This is a genomic window from Streptococcus sp. SCPM-O-B-15304 (M98) (genome assembly GCF_058200215.1).
This window is the reverse complement of sequence record NZ_JBYQGQ010000006.1, coordinates 30,769-46,323: the sequence shown is the minus strand read 5'-3', so window position 1 is coordinate 46,323 and position 15,555 is coordinate 30,769. Positions and strand designations below refer to the sequence as shown.

Here is a 15,555-nt window from a genome sequence, read left to right as displayed (position 1 = left end):
ATTCTCCTCATAATGATGAAATTATTCGCCGAAGATTTCTTTTTGAAGGCGACGACCTGTAGGTGTGGCAGCGAGCCCCCCTTCAGCAGTTTCACGAAAGGCAGTTGGTAAGCTAGATCCTACTTGATACATGACGTCAATGACCTCATCAACTGGAATTTTCGATTCGATACCAGCTAAAGCCATGTCGGCTGCGATGAAGGCAAAGCTTGCTCCCATGGCATTCCGCTTGACGCAAGGAACTTCAACCAAACCTGCAACTGGGTCGCAAATGAGACCGAGCATGTTTTTGATAACGAAGGCGATAGCCTGGCTCGCTTGATAAGGCGTTCCGCCTGCAGCTAGAGTTAGGGCAGCGGCACTCATGGCTGAAGCTGAACCGACTTCGGCCTGGCAGCCACCTTCGGCTCCCGAGATAGAAGCGTTGTTAGCAATCACGAGTCCAAAAGCACCTGCAGCGAATAAGAAGTCTAGTTGTTGTTCATGAGTTAAATCCAACTTTTGAATAGCAGCAGTGAGAACGGCTGGAAGGCAGCCTGCACTACCAGCAGTAGGTGTCGCACAGACCAGCCCCATCTTGGCATTGTGTTCATTAACGGCGATAGCATTACGAGCTGCAGACAAGACAGTGAAGTCTGATAGGGTCTTTCCTTTTTTGATGTAGTGGTCAAGCTTGGCAGCATCTCCACCTGTCAAACCGCTACGAGATTTCTTTTCACTAAGACCAAGCTCAACTGAAGCTTTCATGACTTCAAGGTTGCGCTCCATGAGAAGGAGAACTTCTTCACGTTCACGACCTGTTAGCTCAAACTCGGTCGTAATCATGAGCTCAGCAACATTGCCTTGAAAATCAAGTTCGGCTTGTTCGACTAATTCTTTGATAGAGTAAAACATATTTTCTCCTATTGAAAGAAATTGACATTATGCAAATGAGGAATTTTACGAATCTCTTCGATAGATTCATCACAGTTGCGACTATCAACTTCGATAATCATAATGGCTTTCTCACCAGCTTTTTCTCGGGTTACATTCATTTGGGCGATGTTAATGTCAAAGCGAGAGAGGGCCTCTGTTACATGAGCAATCATACCAGGAACATCCTGATGAACGATGATAATGGTAGGGGTATTCATGTTGAGAGATACGGCAAAGCCATTGAGCTCTGTTACCTGGATATTTCCACCACCGATTGAAATTCCTGTCACACTGATGGTCTTGTGCTCATTCTTAACAGTGATTTTCGTAGTATTTGGGTGAGGGGCGTTACTGTCTTTCTGGATAGTCCAGACAATTTTGATGCCACGCTTGTGGGCAATTTCTAAACTATTTGGAATTTCTGGATCATCTGTGTCCATTCCCAAGATTCCAGCGACAAGGGCTAGGTCAGTTCCGTGCCCGCGATAGGTTTTTGCAAAAGAATTAAAAAGCTGGAACTCGACCTCGGTTGGAGTATCGTCAAAGATAGAAGAGACGATTTTACCGATACGAACAGCTCCTGCCGTGTGACTACTAGATGGGCCAATCATGACTGGCCCAATGATATCAAAGACAGATTGAAAACGAAGTGATTGCATCTGTTTCCCCTTAAAAAGATTCTTAACTCTATTATATCAAAGATTAGATGCAAGCGCTCAATTCCATGATAAAATATCTAAAATCCTCATAAAGCCTATAAAATCAAGCCTTTTGTAACAAAAAGAGGCTATTTAAGTGAAATAAAACATAGTCTTGTAACATTTCTACATAAAACCGTCAAGAAACAGTAATAATAGTAGGGTATGATGGAAATATAAGAAAGAAGGAGAATCTTTTAATATGAAATCAACAACTAACAAAATTAAAACAGGACTTGTAGGAGTAGCAGCAGCGCTTGCTTTCCTTGCACCATCACTTACTTTTGCACAAGAAACAACAACTTACACAGTAAAATCAGGTGACACTCTATCAGGAATCGCTGAAAAATACAATACAACTGTTGAAAAATTGGCAGAAAAAAATAAGATTAAAGATATTCATTTGATCTATGTAGACCAAGTATTGGTGATTGATGGTGAAGCACCAGCAACTTCAACTACTTCAGCTGCGACAGCAGAAGCTCCAGTAGCAGCACCTGCAGCTACTGAAACAACAACTTATGAAGCACCAGCAGCAAGCGTAACTGTAGCAGAAGAAACTGTTGCTACAACAGAAACTTCAGCATCAACTTCAACTGTAAGCGGATCTGAAGCAGAAGCTAAAGAATGGATCGCTCAAAAAGAATCAGGCGGTAGCTACACAGCTACAAACGGACGTTACATCGGACGTTACCAATTGACAGATTCATACTTGAACGGTGACTACTCAGCAGAAAACCAAGAACGTGTAGCAGACGCTTATGTAGCAGGACGTTACGGTTCATGGACAGCTGCTAAGAACTTCTGGCTTAACAACGGTTGGTACTAAGAACTGACGAACAAAATAAGATGCAAAAGTCGAGGGATCTCCTCGACTTTTTTTATATTTCCTTTGCTTGATAACAGGTCTCTACTTCCTTTTTGAGGTGAGATAGCATTGAGGTTTCATCAGTTAACTCCAGAAGGGAGAAGCCCTTTTGAATAAGATGATCCTTACTAGTGCAAATACCTATTCGAACATAAGTGATTGCCAAAATATCGTATCTTTTCTTTTTCTTGGCATCCTCTAGTAAGGTGTAGCAGATTTGTTGACAGGTATTTTTATCTTGATTGTACAAGTAGATGGTGGACAGATTGAGTAGGATTGTCATTCGTAATTCATATAAATGTCGATAGTTTTTATATTCTTCCAAGCGCTGCAAGATCTTTTCAGTGATGAGGTGGAGGTGTTCGATGGGAAAGCTAAAAAGTATGGTGTTGAGGATTTTTAGGTCGCTTTCATACCATGTATCTTGTTTTTCAATTTTTTCCCAAAGCTTTTTGACCGTTTGTTCCACTTGGATTGAAAGTTGTCCTGTTCCATGTTGACGGATATAAATGACAACTTCCAGCATATCTTTGATTTCCTCTATAGGGAGATCGTGATGGATCTTGAGATAGTCTTGGCATGTTTCAAATAAATTGATTAGACTACTGGTACCAAAGATGGAACTCGTATTGAGATAGGTTTGCATGATTTCTGTCCGTTGACTCGGCTGATAGAGATGGCAGATGTATTCAAACTCTTCAAAACTCATATTGATTTGACGGAGAAGAAACTCCATATTTTCATATTTGGGAGTTGCCTTGCCACTTTCAAACTTGGAAAGGCTGGTTCTTGAAAGGACATTTCCACAGACCTCTTCTTGGGTCAATCCTTTTGACTCACGTATGTCTTTATATACTTTCCCGAAATCATAGCGCATGATGTTCTCCTTTTCGTGAAAAAAGTTAACAATAAATTGAATTCTATTAAACATATTGTATCATAAGAATATAGAAAGTAAATAAGAGATATCATGTAGCTAAAAAATAATAGATTGGAGGTTGTTTCAATGCGTAAAAATAAAGATCTATTTCGGGTAATCATTGTCTTTGTGGCAGGGGTTGTTTTGATTCTAGCAACCCCAGTGTTATTTAGAGTTGTTATAGAACTACTGTCAAAATAAAATCTGCATTGATTAGATTCATTAGGATTTAAAATCATTACATGAGAGCTTCTGGATAAATTTAATTTGCTGTAAGATTTGCTTATTTCATCAATTGCTTTTAGTTAGAATCCTGATTTTTCATTTACCATATTTATATTCATAGAAGTTCTAATCAAGACATTAAAGTGGATATCATGAGAAGAAAATAAGAAAGGTGATTTTATCTATAGTAGGTAGAATCTAAAAAATAAATTATGATTCATTTAAAATTTTATATCAAATCCGTTCTTTGTTCATTGGTATTTTTTATCCTTTTAATTCTTTTTATTAAAAATATATATTACCCTGCTCTAAAGATAACTATTGAAGTTATTATGACGTTTTCGATAGGTAGTCTTTGTTATGCCATTTTTTGTAAAACAAATCGAGCTGCTTTTCTGCCAATTTCGGTTGTTTTATTTTTGCTGACTCTCTATTTGCTAGGAGTATAGTGTTTTAGCAGGAATTTTGTCAGTTTGCATTTTTTCTTGGAGAAATTCTGACGATTGAAATCTTAGTGTCTTTAAGTGGAGTAAATTTGCTATCAAGATTTTTCAAAAAAAAGAGAAGTCAATAGATTTGTTAGTGGATTATAAAGATGAAAGGTAAAATTGGGATAGTTAAAATGAAACATTTTTTTGCAGGAATTGGTGAGATAAGATTTATTAGTTATCTATTGTCTCTATGTGTAGGACTAGCCCCTCTTTTTCATATATATGTTATAGGTTCTGAAATGAGTTTTGTGAAAATAGTATTATCTATTTTGGGAATTATATTTGTTTGTATTTTAACTATTGCTCGAATTTATAGGAGTTTTTTCTATAAAGAATAGTTTGGAATGAAAAAGTGTTTTATGCCAAAGGTTGGTAGATTATCAGCCTCTTTCTTGTCTTCTCCAACCAAGCATGTTATAATGAAAACTGCTCAAACGACCTTCAATCGTTAAGCACACACGACCTTCAATCGTGGATAAACGAATAGATGGGAGAACTACCATGAGTGATAACTCTAAAACACGTGTTGTCGTGGGGATGAGTGGTGGTGTTGATTCGTCGGTGACGGCTCTTTTGCTCAAGGAGCAGGGCTATGATGTGATCGGTATCTTCATGAAGAACTGGGATGACACAGATGAAAATGGCGTCTGTACGGCGACCGAAGATTACAAGGATGTGGCTGCGGTGGCAGACCAGATCGGTATTCCTTACTACTCTGTCAACTTTGAAAAAGAGTACTGGGACCGAGTTTTTGAGTATTTCCTAGCGGAATACCGTGCAGGACGCACACCAAATCCAGATGTGATGTGTAACAAGGAAATTAAGTTCAAGGCCTTTTTGGACTATGCCATGACCTTGGGTGCAGACTATGTAGCGACGGGGCATTATGCTCGAGTAGCGTGTGATGAGGATGGCATCGTTCACATGCTTCGTGGCGTGGACAATGGCAAGGACCAGACCTATTTCCTCAGCCAACTTTCACAAGAACAACTCCAAAAAACCATGTTCCCACTAGGACATTTGGAAAAACCTGAAGTACGAAAAATAGCTGAAGAAGCAGGACTTGCGACTGCTAAGAAGAAAGACTCGACAGGGATTTGCTTTATCGGAGAAAAGAATTTTAAAGAATTTCTCAGCAATTACCTACCAGCCCAACCTGGTCGTATGATGACTGTAGATGGTCGCGATATGGGTGAGCATGCAGGCCTTATGTATTATACGATTGGTCAGCGTGGAGGACTTGGTATCGGTGGTCAACACGGTGGGGATAATGCCCCTTGGTTCGTTGTCGGAAAAGATCTAAGCAAGAATATCCTCTATGTCGGCCAAGGTTTCTACCATGATTCGCTCATGTCAACCAGTCTTGAGGCTAGTCAAGTTCATTTTACTCGTGACATGCCAGAGGAATTTACGCTCGAATGCACGGCTAAATTCCGCTACCGTCAGCCTGACTCGAAGGTAACGGTTCATGTCAAAGGAGACAAGGCAGAGGTCATTTTTGCAGAACCGCAACGCGCCATTACACCAGGACAGGCAGTTGTCTTTTATGACGGTGAAGAGTGTCTCGGTGGTGGCTTGATTGACAATGCCTACCGTGATGGCAAGGTTTGTCAATACATTTAAAGATGTTCTAAGAGGAATGAGAATGTTTCAATTTTTTAAGAAGAAAACGCCTAAAAAAGATAAGATAATGACTCTTTCGGACTATAAAAAAGAGTATTTGAGGGAGAAAACGACAGAGTCGATAGAGGCCTTGTTTAAGGAATTGAAGCAGGCTAAAGTCTGGGTTCCCTTCAATCCTTCTCTGATGGATGGGAGTGACGGACAAGAAGGTGCTCGCCTAAAGCCGGATATTCTGCAAAAGGGAGATGACTACTTTTATCCTTGCTTCTCAGAAACTCAAGACATCCCCAAAGACTATTACGACCGCTTTTCTTGGTTGCAATTATCTCTTACGGACTGTTTGTTTGCAGCGGAAGGGATAGAGAGTTTTCCTGTGAGAGGGATTGTTCTGGATGCTTTCTCTGAGCCAGTTGAGATTGACCAAGGAGCTTTTGAAGCAATTCGCCAATCATAGTACATTTAGATTGACAAATGTTCTCATTTTGCTACAATAATAAAAGCAATAGAAATGATGGTCAAAGCTCATGGATGTTGCAGGCTTTTTTGTCCTGCACTTCTTTGGAGTTTTGACTGTTTTTGTGTCGTTTAAGGGAAAGGATAAAAATGACTCAACAAGACTTTCGGACAAAAGTGGGAAATACTGTTTTTGGCGTTCGGGCGACAGCCTTGATTGTCCAAAATCACAAGCTTCTAGTTACCAAAGACAAGGGCAAGTATTACACTATTGGTGGTGCGATTCAAGTCAATGAGAGAACGGAAGATGCGGTAGTCCGTGAAGTGAGGGAAGAACTGGGTGTCAAAGCTCAAGCTGGGCAACTAGCTTTTGTAGTTGAAAATCGTTTTGAACAAGACGGTGTCTATTATCACAATATCGAGTTTCATTATCTAGTGGATTTGCTTGAAGATGCCCCGTTGACCATGCAGGAAGATGAGAAAACGCAACCCTGTGAGTGGATTGACTTGGACAAGCTTGAGGATATTCAGCTGGTTCCAGCCTTTTTAAAGACAGCCCTACCAGATTGGGACGGACAATTACGACACATCCATCTTAACGAATAGGAGAGAAAATGATGGTTAAGCTTATTGCCCATGTACTTGTTCATAGTGGTGGTGATTATTTACTCATTCAGCGTTCGGAAATTAAAAGAGGACAACCCAACGTTTATCCGACTTACTGGGATATTCCTGGTGGCGGGGTTGAAAAGGGTGAACTTCCGCGAGATGGAGCTCTTAGAGAATGCATTGAAGAAGCGGGAATTAGGCTAGATAGCAGTTCGCTCAAACTTCTTCACGAAGATAGTCAACTGGATACCTCTAAGGATACTGTCTTTACTCGCTTAGTTTATAAGGCGGAGTGGGTTGGGGAGAAGCCAATTATCAGATTAGATCCTGAAGAGCATACACACTTTAAATGGGTTACTATGGATCAAGCTCTAGAGGAGGAGAAGTTAGTTCCTTATTTGCGAGAAATTTTTGAAAGGTTAAGAAATGACTTATAATTTTACGGAAGAATACGATATCATTGTAATCGGAGCGGGACATGCAGGGGTAGAAGCATCCCTGGCAGCCAGCCGTATGGGCTGCAAGGTCTTGCTTGCGACTATTAACATTGAAATGTTGGCTTTCATGCCATGTAATCCCTCTATCGGTGGTTCTGCCAAGGGGATTGTCGTGCGTGAAGTGGATGCCCTTGGTGGCGAAATGGCCAAGACCATTGACAAGACTTACATCCAGATGAAGATGCTTAACACTGGGAAAGGTCCAGCTGTTCGTGCCCTTCGTGCGCAAGCTGACAAGGAACTCTACTCTAAGGAAATGCGCAAGACCGTTGAAAATCAAGAAAATCTCACCCTTCGTCAAACCATGATTGATGAGATTTTGGTGGAAGATGGCAAGGTTGTCGGTGTGCGTACAGCGACCCATCAAGAATATGCTGCCAAGGCCGTTATCGTGACCACAGGGACTGCCCTCCGTGGGGAAATCATCATCGGAGATCTCAAGTATTCATCAGGACCTAACCACAGTCTGGCTTCTATTAACCTAGCTGACAATCTCAAGGAATTGGGCCTCGAGATCGGTCGTTTCAAGACAGGAACACCTCCACGTGTCAAGGCTTCCTCTATCAACTACGATGTGACAGAGATTCAGCCAGGAGACGAAGCGCCTAATCACTTCTCATATACTTCACGTGATGAAGATTATGTCAAAGACCAAGTGCCATGTTGGTTGACTTACACCAATGGTACCAGCCATGAGATTATCCAAAACAATCTCCACCGTGCGCCTATGTTTACAGGTGTGGTCAAGGGAGTGGGGCCTCGCTACTGTCCGTCAATTGAGGACAAGATTGTGCGTTTTGCGGACAAGGAACGCCACCAACTCTTCCTAGAGCCAGAAGGTCGCAATACAGAAGAAGTTTATGTCCAAGGTCTCTCAACCAGCCTTCCTGAGGATGTGCAACGTGACTTGGTACATTCCATCAAAGGTTTGGAAAATGCAGAGATGATGCGAACTGGTTATGCTATCGAGTACGACATGGTCTTGCCTCATCAATTGCGTGCGACTCTGGAAACCAAGAAAATCTCAGGACTTTTCACAGCTGGTCAGACAAATGGTACATCAGGATATGAGGAAGCTGCTGGTCAAGGGATTATCGCGGGTATCAATGCGGCTCTGAAAATCCAAGGCAAGCCTGAGTTGATTCTGAAACGAAGCGACGGTTATATCGGAGTGATGATTGACGACTTGGTAACAAAGGGTACCATTGAACCCTACCGTCTCTTGACCAGTCGTGCTGAATACCGTCTCATCCTCCGTCATGATAATGCCGATATGCGCTTGACTGAGATGGGACGAGAGATTGGGCTTGTTGATGATGAACGTTGGGCACGCTTTGAGATCAAGAAAAATCAATTTGACAATGAGATGAAACGCCTAGACAGCATCAAACTCAAGCCGGTCAAGGAAACTAACGCCAAGGTTGAAGCGATGGGATTCAAACCATTGACTGATGCAGTCACTGCCAAGGAATTCCTCCGTCGTCCAGAAGTCTCTTACCAAGATGTGGTTGCCTTCATCGGACCTGCTGCTGAAGAGTTAGATGACAAGATTATCGAATTGATTGAAACAGAAATCAAGTACGAAGGTTACATTTCAAAAGCCATGGATCAAGTTGCCAAGATGAAACGCATGGAAGAAAAACGGATTCCAGCCAACATCGATTGGGATGATATTGACTCGATTGCGACTGAGGCTCGCCAGAAGTTCAAACTCATCAATCCAGAAACCATCGGTCAAGCTAGCCGTATTTCTGGGGTTAACCCAGCAGATATCTCTATTTTGATGGTGTATCTGGAAGGTAAAAATCGTAGCATTTCAAAAAACTTAGAAAAAAAGGCTGACTAATACTCAATGAAAATCAAAGAGCAAACTAGGAAGCTAGCCGCAAGCTGTACTTGAGTACGGTAAGGCGACGCTGACGTGGTTTGAATTAGTATAAAGACAAAGTGCTGAATTCTCTTTTAGGGAATTCAGCTTTTTTGATAGAATCGTCCTCTATTTTCGAATAAAGAGAAAAGGAGGAATGATTATGCTGACGGTAGAAGAAAAAAATTTTTTAGACCACTATAAAAATGCTTCCTATCATCGTTTTTATGAGATTGAGCGCTTCGCTAATCTCTGTCAAAAGTTAGACAAATGGCCACCACAGGCTGACAAGCTCTAGACTTTTTGATATACTAGAACAAATTAAAACATAGGAGAGAATGAATGAACGTATATGGCAGATTAGAAGAGGAACCAACTCCATCTTGGACGGGAATTCAGGATGATTTAGTTGGAAGAGAGGAGCGCTTCGAGGATGATTCAAGTCCGTTTGCTCCCTTACCATTATTTAAGATCCTAATCTGGAGCACTCTAGTTGTACTTGTATCTGTAGTTCTTCCTTTTTTGCTAGGACTAACTAGCTCAGAGCAGGCACAAGATTTTTATATGGGATGGGCGATGCACCAGGGTGGAGATATCTACACAGACTATTTTGGAACGAGTGGTCTTCTCTATTACTTTTTACAGTATCTAAGCAAGGGTAGTATTTTGTTTGCAGCCTTTACTTGGCTTGCTCTAGTGGGTGCTGGGATTTTTCTTTTCCGTTCAACTTATACCTTGACGGAGGAGAACAAGCAGTCGCAACAAGTATTGACTATCTTTTATCTTCTTGCTGGAGGACTTAGCTTTGGCGGTGGCTATGCCACCATTTTGGCCCTTCCATTCCTATTTTACGCTCTCAGTTTAGTAACAAGGTATTTGGTAGAGTATAATCATGACAAAGGTTTTGTGCGTATTGGGATTAGCCTGGCTCTAGCATTTTTCTTTGCCCCTCTAGTCACAGCTCTATATGCTCTGGTCTTGTTCTTTGCTTTGTTAGCCTTTAATATCGGGCGTGGTCGCTTGATTCATGGACTCTATCAATTCTTTGCAGCTGGTCTTGGGTTCTCACTTTTCTTTTATCCAATTGGTTACTATACGGCTTATAATGGGAGTTTCGGGAATGCTATTAGTCAAATTCTCTATCCAGTAGATAGTTTGAAGTTTATGTCCGATCCGTTCTTGCTAGACAACCTCCTTTTTTATGGATTGTTAACAATTGGTCTTGGAGGATTAAGATTCGTATTTACAGGGCTTTTCCAGTCTAAGCCAAGCAAGCAATACGTCTTATCTATTTTTGCTTCAGTAGCAATCCTATTGTTACTAGGATTGGAAATTTTCTCTACAGAACCGATTCACGGTAGTCGTCTAGCTACTTTTCTTCCTTTCTTGTCCATTCTTCTATTGACTCACATTCGAACTGGGGAATTAGAAGGAGCCAATCGCCGTAGAAGACATCGAGAAGTACCTTCAATATGGGCAATATTTCTTCAGGGTAATGTCTATTTGCCAGTGTTAGCTTTGGCCTACCTATTTTTTGCTCCTCTGGTAGCTCGTTATGTTCTTCACTCAGAACAATATCAAGAACGAACTCGTATAGAAACTACGGTTAAAGGACAAACACAGGCAACAGATCGTATTTATATATGGGATGATCTTACTAATGGTTATAAGACTAGTGAACGTTTAGCAGCTAGTCAGTTGTTATCACCAAAATTATATACTGGCCTTGATGCAAATCGTAGCAAACTTGTCAATGATTTACGTGATAATCAGCCTAAAGTGATTGTGGTCAATACCAAAACAGCTCTCTGGACAGAAGTAGAACAGCTTCTGGCAGAAAGTTATCAACCAGTTCAAAGTGAATTCAAAGACTTTAAACTTTACAAATTAAAATAAAATAATCAATATCTAGTGTAAATTTTATGAAAATATGAATTTTGCTACTAGATATTGATTTTTATTTTTATAGTGATATAATACTTTAAGAAAGAAAATTTAAGAAAAGAGCCTGGATATGATTGTATTAGAAGAGAAAACAAACCCTGATCCAACCTTATTCGTCGAAAAGCGTGACGGTAGACGCGTCATTTTTGATGTAGATAAGATTGACAAAGCCTTGCACAAGGCTGCGGAAAAAGTCATGGATGTAACCCCCTTGGTCGAAAAGCGTCTTAATACTCTAGTTGAACGTATTGTAGAAGAGATTCATAGTCGCTTTCCTCAAGGTGTAAAAATCTATGAAATCCAAAATATCGTAGAACATGAGTTATTGGAAGCTAAAGAATATGCCTTGGCAGAGGAATATATCACTTACCGAACTCAAAGGGATTTTGAGCGCTCAAAAGCAACAGATATCAACTTCAGTATCCATAAACTTCTCAACAAAGACCAGGCAGTTGTCAATGAGAATGCTAATAAAGATAGTGATGTTTTTAATACCCAGCGTGATTTGACGGCAGGAATTGTTGGAAAATCCATCGGTCTTCAAATGCTTCCTAAGCATGTAGCTAATGCCCACCAAAAAGGGGATATCCACTATCACGATTTGGACTATAGCCCTTACACCCCGATGACCAACTGCTGTCTGATTGATTTCAAGGGCATGTTGGAAAATGGTTTTAAGATTGGGAATGCTGAGGTAGAGAGTCCGAAGTCTATCCAAACTGCGACAGCGCAGATTTCACAAATCATCGCCAACGTTGCATCAAGTCAGTATGGAGGCTGTTCAGCAGACCGTATTGATGAAGTCTTGGCTCCTTATGCAGAAAAAAATTACCAAAAACACCTCAAAGATGCTGAGGAATGGGTTCTACCTGATAAACGCGAAGAATACGCCTGGAAGAAAACTCAAAAAGACATCTATGATGCCATGCAATCTTTAGAGTACGAGATTAACACTCTCTTTACATCAAATGGGCAAACACCCTTTACTTCCCTTGGTTTCGGTCTAGGAACCAATCGTTTTGAACGCGAAATTCAAAAGGCAATCCTGAACATTCGTATCAAGGGGCTTGGTTCAGAACACCGTACAGCCATCTTCCCTAAACTCATCTTTACTCTTAAAAGAGGTCTTAACTTAGAGGAAGGCTCTCCTAACTACGACATCAAGCAGTTGGCTCTTGAGTGCGCAACTAAGCGCATGTATCCGGATGTTTTATCTTACGATAAGATTGTCGAGTTGACTGGTTCTTTCAAGGTACCGATGGGTTGTCGTTCTTTCCTTCAAGGATGGAAGGATGAAAATGGAGTAGAAGTCAATTCTGGTCGGATGAACCTAGGTGTAGTGACGGTCAATCTTCCTCGTATCGCTCTTGAATCCGAAGGAGACATGAACAAGTTCTGGGAAATCTTCAATGAGCGTATGAATATCGCAGAAGATGCCTTGGTTTATCGTGTGGAAAGAACCAAGGAAGCCACTCCAGCTAATGCACCAATTCTTTATCAATATGGAGCCTTCGGACGCCGTCTTGGAAAAGAAGAAAGTGTTGATCAACTCTTCAAGAATCGCCGTGCAACTATTTCTCTGGGCTATATCGGCTTGTATGAAGTGGCGACTGTCTTCTTTGGTAGTAATTGGGAAAACAATCCGGAAGCCAAAGAGTTCACCCTTGATATTATTCGCGATATGAAACGTCGCGTAGAAGAGTGGTCTGACCAATATGGTTATCATTTCTCTATTTATTCGACACCATCTGAAAGTTTAACAGACCGCTTCTGTCGCCTGGATACAGAGAAATTTGGCTCTATTCCAGACATTACTGATAAAGAATACTACACAAATTCCTTCCATTATGATGTACGTAAAAATCCAACTCCTTTTGAAAAATTGGAGTTCGAGAAGGTTTATCCAGAAGCGGGTGCATCAGGTGGCTTTATCCACTACTGTGAGTATCCAGTTCTTCAACAAAATCCAAAGGCCTTGGAAGCTGTTTGGGACTATGCTTATGATCGAGTAGGTTATCTAGGAACTAATACTCCGATTGATCGTTGCTACAAGTGTGATTTTGAAGGAGATTTTGATCCAACTGAGAGAGGTTTTGCATGTCCTAACTGTGGCAATAGTGATCCTAAAACAGTAGATGTTGTTAAACGGACCTGTGGCTATCTTGGAAATCCGCAAGCGCGTCCGATGGTTAATGGACGTCACAAGGAAATTGCTGCGCGTGTCAAACATATGAACGGTTCTACTATTAAAACAGCAGGGCATGAAGTAAGAAATTAGAAAGAGATAGAATGGGCAAATATCAATTAGATGATAAGGGCAAGGCCTTGGTACAACGATTCCACGAAAAACATTCAAAGGGTGGAGTCAATAAAAAAGACCGAGTGGCTAGCCTAAGAGAGCAATTTTTAAATAAGAATAAGAAAAAGTGAGAGTCCGCTCTCGCTTTTCTCTTAGTTGGAGGTAAAGATGATATTACGCAGACCAAGATTGGCAGATAAGGAAGCTGTTGTAGATATGATAGAGGAGTTTGAAGAGACCCAATCGACCCACAATGGCGGATTTTGGGATATTGAGAATTTCTCTTACGAGGACTGGCTAGAAACTGGCCGAAATAAAGAAATGGGAATAGGATTGCTGGAAAATCGCGTTCCATCAATTCAGTTCGTTTTGTTTGATGAATCAGGCCGTGCTTTAGGTTTTTTGAATCTACGGCTGAGACTAAATGAGGGCTTGCTGAATCATGCTGGCCATATTGGCTATTCTATCCGCCCTTCCGAAAGAGGCAAGGGCTACGCCAAGGAAGCTCTCCGTCAAGGTCTACAAGTGGCTAAAGAAAAGAACATCCATCGTGCTCTGGTGACTTGTAGCGCAGAAAATCCTGCCAGCCGAGCTGTTATCTTAGCTAATGGTGGAGAGTTGGAGGATGTTCGAAATGGAACGGAGCGCTATTGGATAGAGTTGGAGTAGAAAGCATGACATGGAATACACCAAAACCAGGCGAGTGGAAGAGTGAGGAGCTTAGTCAAGGGCGTATCATTGACTATAAGGCTTTTAACTTTGTGGATGGAGAAGGGGTGCGCAATTCTCTCTATGTAGCAGGCTGTATGTTTCACTGTGAAGGTTGCTACAATGTAGCTACCTGGTCTTTTAATGCAGGAATTCCTTATACGCCAGAATTGGAAGAACAAATCATGGCAGACTTAGCCCAGCCCTATGTTCAAGGATTGACTTTGCTAGGAGGAGAGCCATTCCTCAATACAGGTATTCTTTTGCCCCTTGTAAAACGCATTCGAAAGGAATTGCCAGAAAAAGACATCTGGTCTTGGACAGGATACACCTGGGAAGAAATGATGTTGGAGACGCCTGATAAACTAGAACTTTTATCCCTGATTGATATCCTAGTCGATGGCCGCTATGATAAGAGCAAACGCAACCTTATGTTGCAGTTCCGTGGCTCTTCCAACCAACGGATTATCGATGTGCAAAAGTCTCTTCAAAGTGGAAAGGTAGTCATTTGGGACAAGCTTAACGATGGAAAAGGAAGCTATGAACAGGTGAAGAGAGAATGAAGAAAAAAGACTTAATAGAACAACTGGTCTCAGAGATAGAAACTGGAAAAGTAAAAACGCTGGGTATCTACGGCCATGGAGCTTCAGGAAAATCAACTTTTGCTCAAGACTTATACCAAGTACTGGATGCTGAAAAGGTAAATTTACTAGAAACAGATCCCTATATCACATCTGAACGTCATCTGGTAGTACCAAAGCAAGCGCCAGACCAAAAGGTGACAGCCTGTTTGCCAGTAGCGCATGAACTGGCAAGTTTGCAGAGAGATATTCTCGCCCTGCAGGCGGGTATGGATGTCTTGACAATAGAAGAACCTTGGAAAGCTAGTGAGATCTTATCTGGAGAAAAAACGATTTTGATTGTCGAAGGGATGTCTGTCGGTTTTCTACCCAAGGAACTCTTTGACAAAACCATTTGTTTCTACACGGATGAGGAGACTGAATTAAAGAGACGACTAGCTCGAGATACGACTGTGAGAAATGGTGATGCATCCATTATATTGGCTAGTCAGCAGATGAGACGAGAGCAGTATCTACAATACTATAAAGAAACCGAGTCAAGAGCTGATATCTTGGTAGATCAATCAGATGATAAATTTCAAATTAAAACTAACATTGTATAGAAGAAAAGACAGATAATCTAGCACTTAAATATGAAAATTTATTAAAATGGAATAAGAAAACAGTTTCATCTAAAAAATTTAAAAAAACCTGTCAAATCCCTTGCAATCGCAGGGGCTTTGTGTTATTCTATTATGGTGCTGTAAATTACAGCTTTAGCTTTGATGCAAGAGGTTGCGACACGCTCGGTTGCATTGCCACGCAACGCGCGTCGGTTTTCTTGTGGAGCTAGCCTATTATCTTAAATAGACGAAAAGG

17 protein-coding genes are annotated in these 15,555 nt (G+C 41.2%); 14 read left to right on the top strand and 3 right to left on the bottom strand.

Annotation, left to right across the window (positions count from 1 at the left end; all coding sequences use genetic code 11):
• Window positions 1–21: 21 nt before the first annotated feature.
• Together sdaAA and sdaAB are read right to left on the bottom strand one after the other, a co-directional pair.
• Window positions 22–894 carry an L-serine ammonia-lyase, iron-sulfur-dependent, subunit alpha gene (sdaAA, locus tag AC3E7H_RS05060; RefSeq protein WP_301393368.1) on the bottom strand — a complete coding sequence of 291 codons (873 nt, stop codon included), beginning with the start codon at window positions 892–894 and terminating at the stop codon, window positions 22–24.
• Window positions 895–902: 8 nt separating this feature from the next.
• A complete protein-coding gene (sdaAB, locus tag AC3E7H_RS05055; RefSeq protein ID WP_001191178.1) occupies window positions 903–1,574 on the bottom strand; it encodes an L-serine ammonia-lyase, iron-sulfur-dependent subunit beta in 672 nt (223 codons plus the stop codon).
• Between the two features lie 241 nt (window positions 1,575–1,815).
• Between sdaAB and apf the strand changes: the two genes are divergently transcribed.
• Window positions 1,816–2,442, top strand: coding sequence for an aggregation-promoting factor (gene apf, locus AC3E7H_RS05050; protein ID WP_000843474.1), 627 nt, complete (start codon window positions 1,816–1,818; stop codon window positions 2,440–2,442).
• A 52-nt stretch (window positions 2,443–2,494) separates the two neighbouring features.
• Here the strand turns inward: apf and AC3E7H_RS05045 are convergent, their stop codons facing one another.
• Window positions 2,495–3,358, bottom strand: a complete 864-nt coding sequence (locus AC3E7H_RS05045; protein WP_001268140.1) for a helix-turn-helix domain-containing protein — start codon at window positions 3,356–3,358, stop codon at window positions 2,495–2,497.
• An 889-nt stretch (window positions 3,359–4,247) separates the two neighbouring features.
• On the opposite strand from AC3E7H_RS05045, the gene AC3E7H_RS05040 reads away from it, so the two are divergent.
• From AC3E7H_RS05040 to AC3E7H_RS04980, 13 genes are all read left to right on the top strand, one after another.
• Window positions 4,248–4,454: a hypothetical protein gene (locus tag AC3E7H_RS05040; RefSeq protein ID WP_025171274.1), complete on the top strand. Its 207-nt coding sequence runs from the start codon at window positions 4,248–4,250 to the stop codon at window positions 4,452–4,454.
• 163 nt (window positions 4,455–4,617) lie between these two features.
• Entirely contained in the window at window positions 4,618–5,739 is a 1,122-nt protein-coding gene (mnmA, locus tag AC3E7H_RS05035; protein ID WP_001282933.1) for a tRNA 2-thiouridine(34) synthase MnmA, read from the top strand.
• Window positions 5,740–5,761: 22 nt separating this feature from the next.
• Window positions 5,762–6,193: an SseB family protein gene (locus AC3E7H_RS05030; protein WP_490676206.1), complete on the top strand. Its 432-nt coding sequence runs from the start codon at window positions 5,762–5,764 to the stop codon at window positions 6,191–6,193.
• Between the two features lie 149 nt (window positions 6,194–6,342).
• Window positions 6,343–6,798 (top strand): NUDIX hydrolase, encoded by a 456-nt coding sequence (locus tag AC3E7H_RS05025; RefSeq protein ID WP_000193654.1) that lies wholly within the window; start codon window positions 6,343–6,345, stop codon window positions 6,796–6,798.
• Window positions 6,799–6,806: 8 nt separating this feature from the next.
• Window positions 6,807–7,238: an NUDIX hydrolase gene (locus AC3E7H_RS05020; protein ID WP_000989472.1), complete on the top strand. Its 432-nt coding sequence runs from the start codon at window positions 6,807–6,809 to the stop codon at window positions 7,236–7,238.
• A complete protein-coding gene (gene mnmG, locus AC3E7H_RS05015; RefSeq protein WP_000221901.1) occupies window positions 7,228–9,144 on the top strand; it encodes a tRNA uridine-5-carboxymethylaminomethyl(34) synthesis enzyme MnmG in 1,917 nt (638 codons plus the stop codon). Before AC3E7H_RS05020 ends, mnmG begins: the two co-directional genes overlap by 11 nt.
• A 184-nt stretch (window positions 9,145–9,328) precedes the next feature.
• Window positions 9,329–9,463 carry a hypothetical protein gene (locus tag AC3E7H_RS05010; protein ID WP_000958549.1) on the top strand — a complete coding sequence of 45 codons (135 nt, stop codon included), beginning with the start codon at window positions 9,329–9,331 and terminating at the stop codon, window positions 9,461–9,463.
• Between the two features lie 44 nt (window positions 9,464–9,507).
• Complete coding sequence (locus AC3E7H_RS05005) at window positions 9,508–11,061, top strand: hypothetical protein (protein WP_001103724.1); 1,554 nt, start codon at window positions 9,508–9,510, stop codon at window positions 11,059–11,061.
• 118 nt (window positions 11,062–11,179) lie between these two features.
• Window positions 11,180–13,387, top strand: a complete 2,208-nt coding sequence (nrdD, locus tag AC3E7H_RS05000; RefSeq protein ID WP_000636183.1) for an anaerobic ribonucleoside-triphosphate reductase — start codon at window positions 11,180–11,182, stop codon at window positions 13,385–13,387.
• Between the two features lie 11 nt (window positions 13,388–13,398).
• Entirely contained in the window at window positions 13,399–13,539 is a 141-nt protein-coding gene (locus AC3E7H_RS04995) for a hypothetical protein (RefSeq protein ID WP_000521611.1), read from the top strand.
• Window positions 13,540–13,576: 37 nt separating this feature from the next.
• Entirely contained in the window at window positions 13,577–14,077 is a 501-nt protein-coding gene (locus tag AC3E7H_RS04990; RefSeq protein WP_490676205.1) for a GNAT family N-acetyltransferase, read from the top strand.
• A gap of 5 nt (window positions 14,078–14,082) precedes the next feature.
• Window positions 14,083–14,679 (top strand): anaerobic ribonucleoside-triphosphate reductase activating protein, encoded by a 597-nt coding sequence (nrdG, locus tag AC3E7H_RS04985; protein WP_075228416.1) that lies wholly within the window; start codon window positions 14,083–14,085, stop codon window positions 14,677–14,679.
• Window positions 14,676–15,299: a uridine kinase family protein gene (locus tag AC3E7H_RS04980; RefSeq protein WP_075228415.1), complete on the top strand. Its 624-nt coding sequence runs from the start codon at window positions 14,676–14,678 to the stop codon at window positions 15,297–15,299. The genes nrdG and AC3E7H_RS04980 overlap by 4 nt, the downstream gene beginning before the upstream one ends.
• The last annotated feature ends 256 nt before the right edge of the window (window positions 15,300–15,555 follow it).

Coding starts and splice junctions, on each gene's coding strand:
- sdaAB (WP_001191178.1), bottom strand. CDS start 1,574: ATGCAATCACTTCGTTTTCAATCTGTCTTTGATATCATTGGGCCAGTC.
- mnmG (WP_000221901.1), top strand. CDS start 7,228: ATGACTTATAATTTTACGGAAGAATACGATATCATTGTAATCGGAGCG.
- apf (WP_000843474.1), top strand. CDS start 1,816: ATGAAATCAACAACTAACAAAATTAAAACAGGACTTGTAGGAGTAGCA.
- sdaAA (WP_301393368.1), bottom strand. CDS start 894: ATGTTTTACTCTATCAAAGAATTAGTCGAACAAGCCGAACTTGATTTT.
- AC3E7H_RS05020 (WP_000989472.1), top strand. CDS start 6,807: ATGATGGTTAAGCTTATTGCCCATGTACTTGTTCATAGTGGTGGTGAT.
- AC3E7H_RS05045 (WP_001268140.1), bottom strand. CDS start 3,358: ATGCGCTATGATTTCGGGAAAGTATATAAAGACATACGTGAGTCAAAA.
- AC3E7H_RS04995 (WP_000521611.1), top strand. CDS start 13,399: ATGGGCAAATATCAATTAGATGATAAGGGCAAGGCCTTGGTACAACGA.
- AC3E7H_RS05010 (WP_000958549.1), top strand. CDS start 9,329: ATGCTGACGGTAGAAGAAAAAAATTTTTTAGACCACTATAAAAATGCT.
- nrdG (WP_075228416.1), top strand. CDS start 14,083: ATGACATGGAATACACCAAAACCAGGCGAGTGGAAGAGTGAGGAGCTT.
- AC3E7H_RS04990 (WP_490676205.1), top strand. CDS start 13,577: ATGATATTACGCAGACCAAGATTGGCAGATAAGGAAGCTGTTGTAGAT.
- AC3E7H_RS04980 (WP_075228415.1), top strand. CDS start 14,676: ATGAAGAAAAAAGACTTAATAGAACAACTGGTCTCAGAGATAGAAACT.
- AC3E7H_RS05005 (WP_001103724.1), top strand. CDS start 9,508: ATGAACGTATATGGCAGATTAGAAGAGGAACCAACTCCATCTTGGACG.
- mnmA (WP_001282933.1), top strand. CDS start 4,618: ATGAGTGATAACTCTAAAACACGTGTTGTCGTGGGGATGAGTGGTGGT.
- nrdD (WP_000636183.1), top strand. CDS start 11,180: ATGATTGTATTAGAAGAGAAAACAAACCCTGATCCAACCTTATTCGTC.
- AC3E7H_RS05030 (WP_490676206.1), top strand. CDS start 5,762: ATGTTTCAATTTTTTAAGAAGAAAACGCCTAAAAAAGATAAGATAATG.
- AC3E7H_RS05025 (WP_000193654.1), top strand. CDS start 6,343: ATGACTCAACAAGACTTTCGGACAAAAGTGGGAAATACTGTTTTTGGC.
- AC3E7H_RS05040 (WP_025171274.1), top strand. CDS start 4,248: ATGAAACATTTTTTTGCAGGAATTGGTGAGATAAGATTTATTAGTTAT.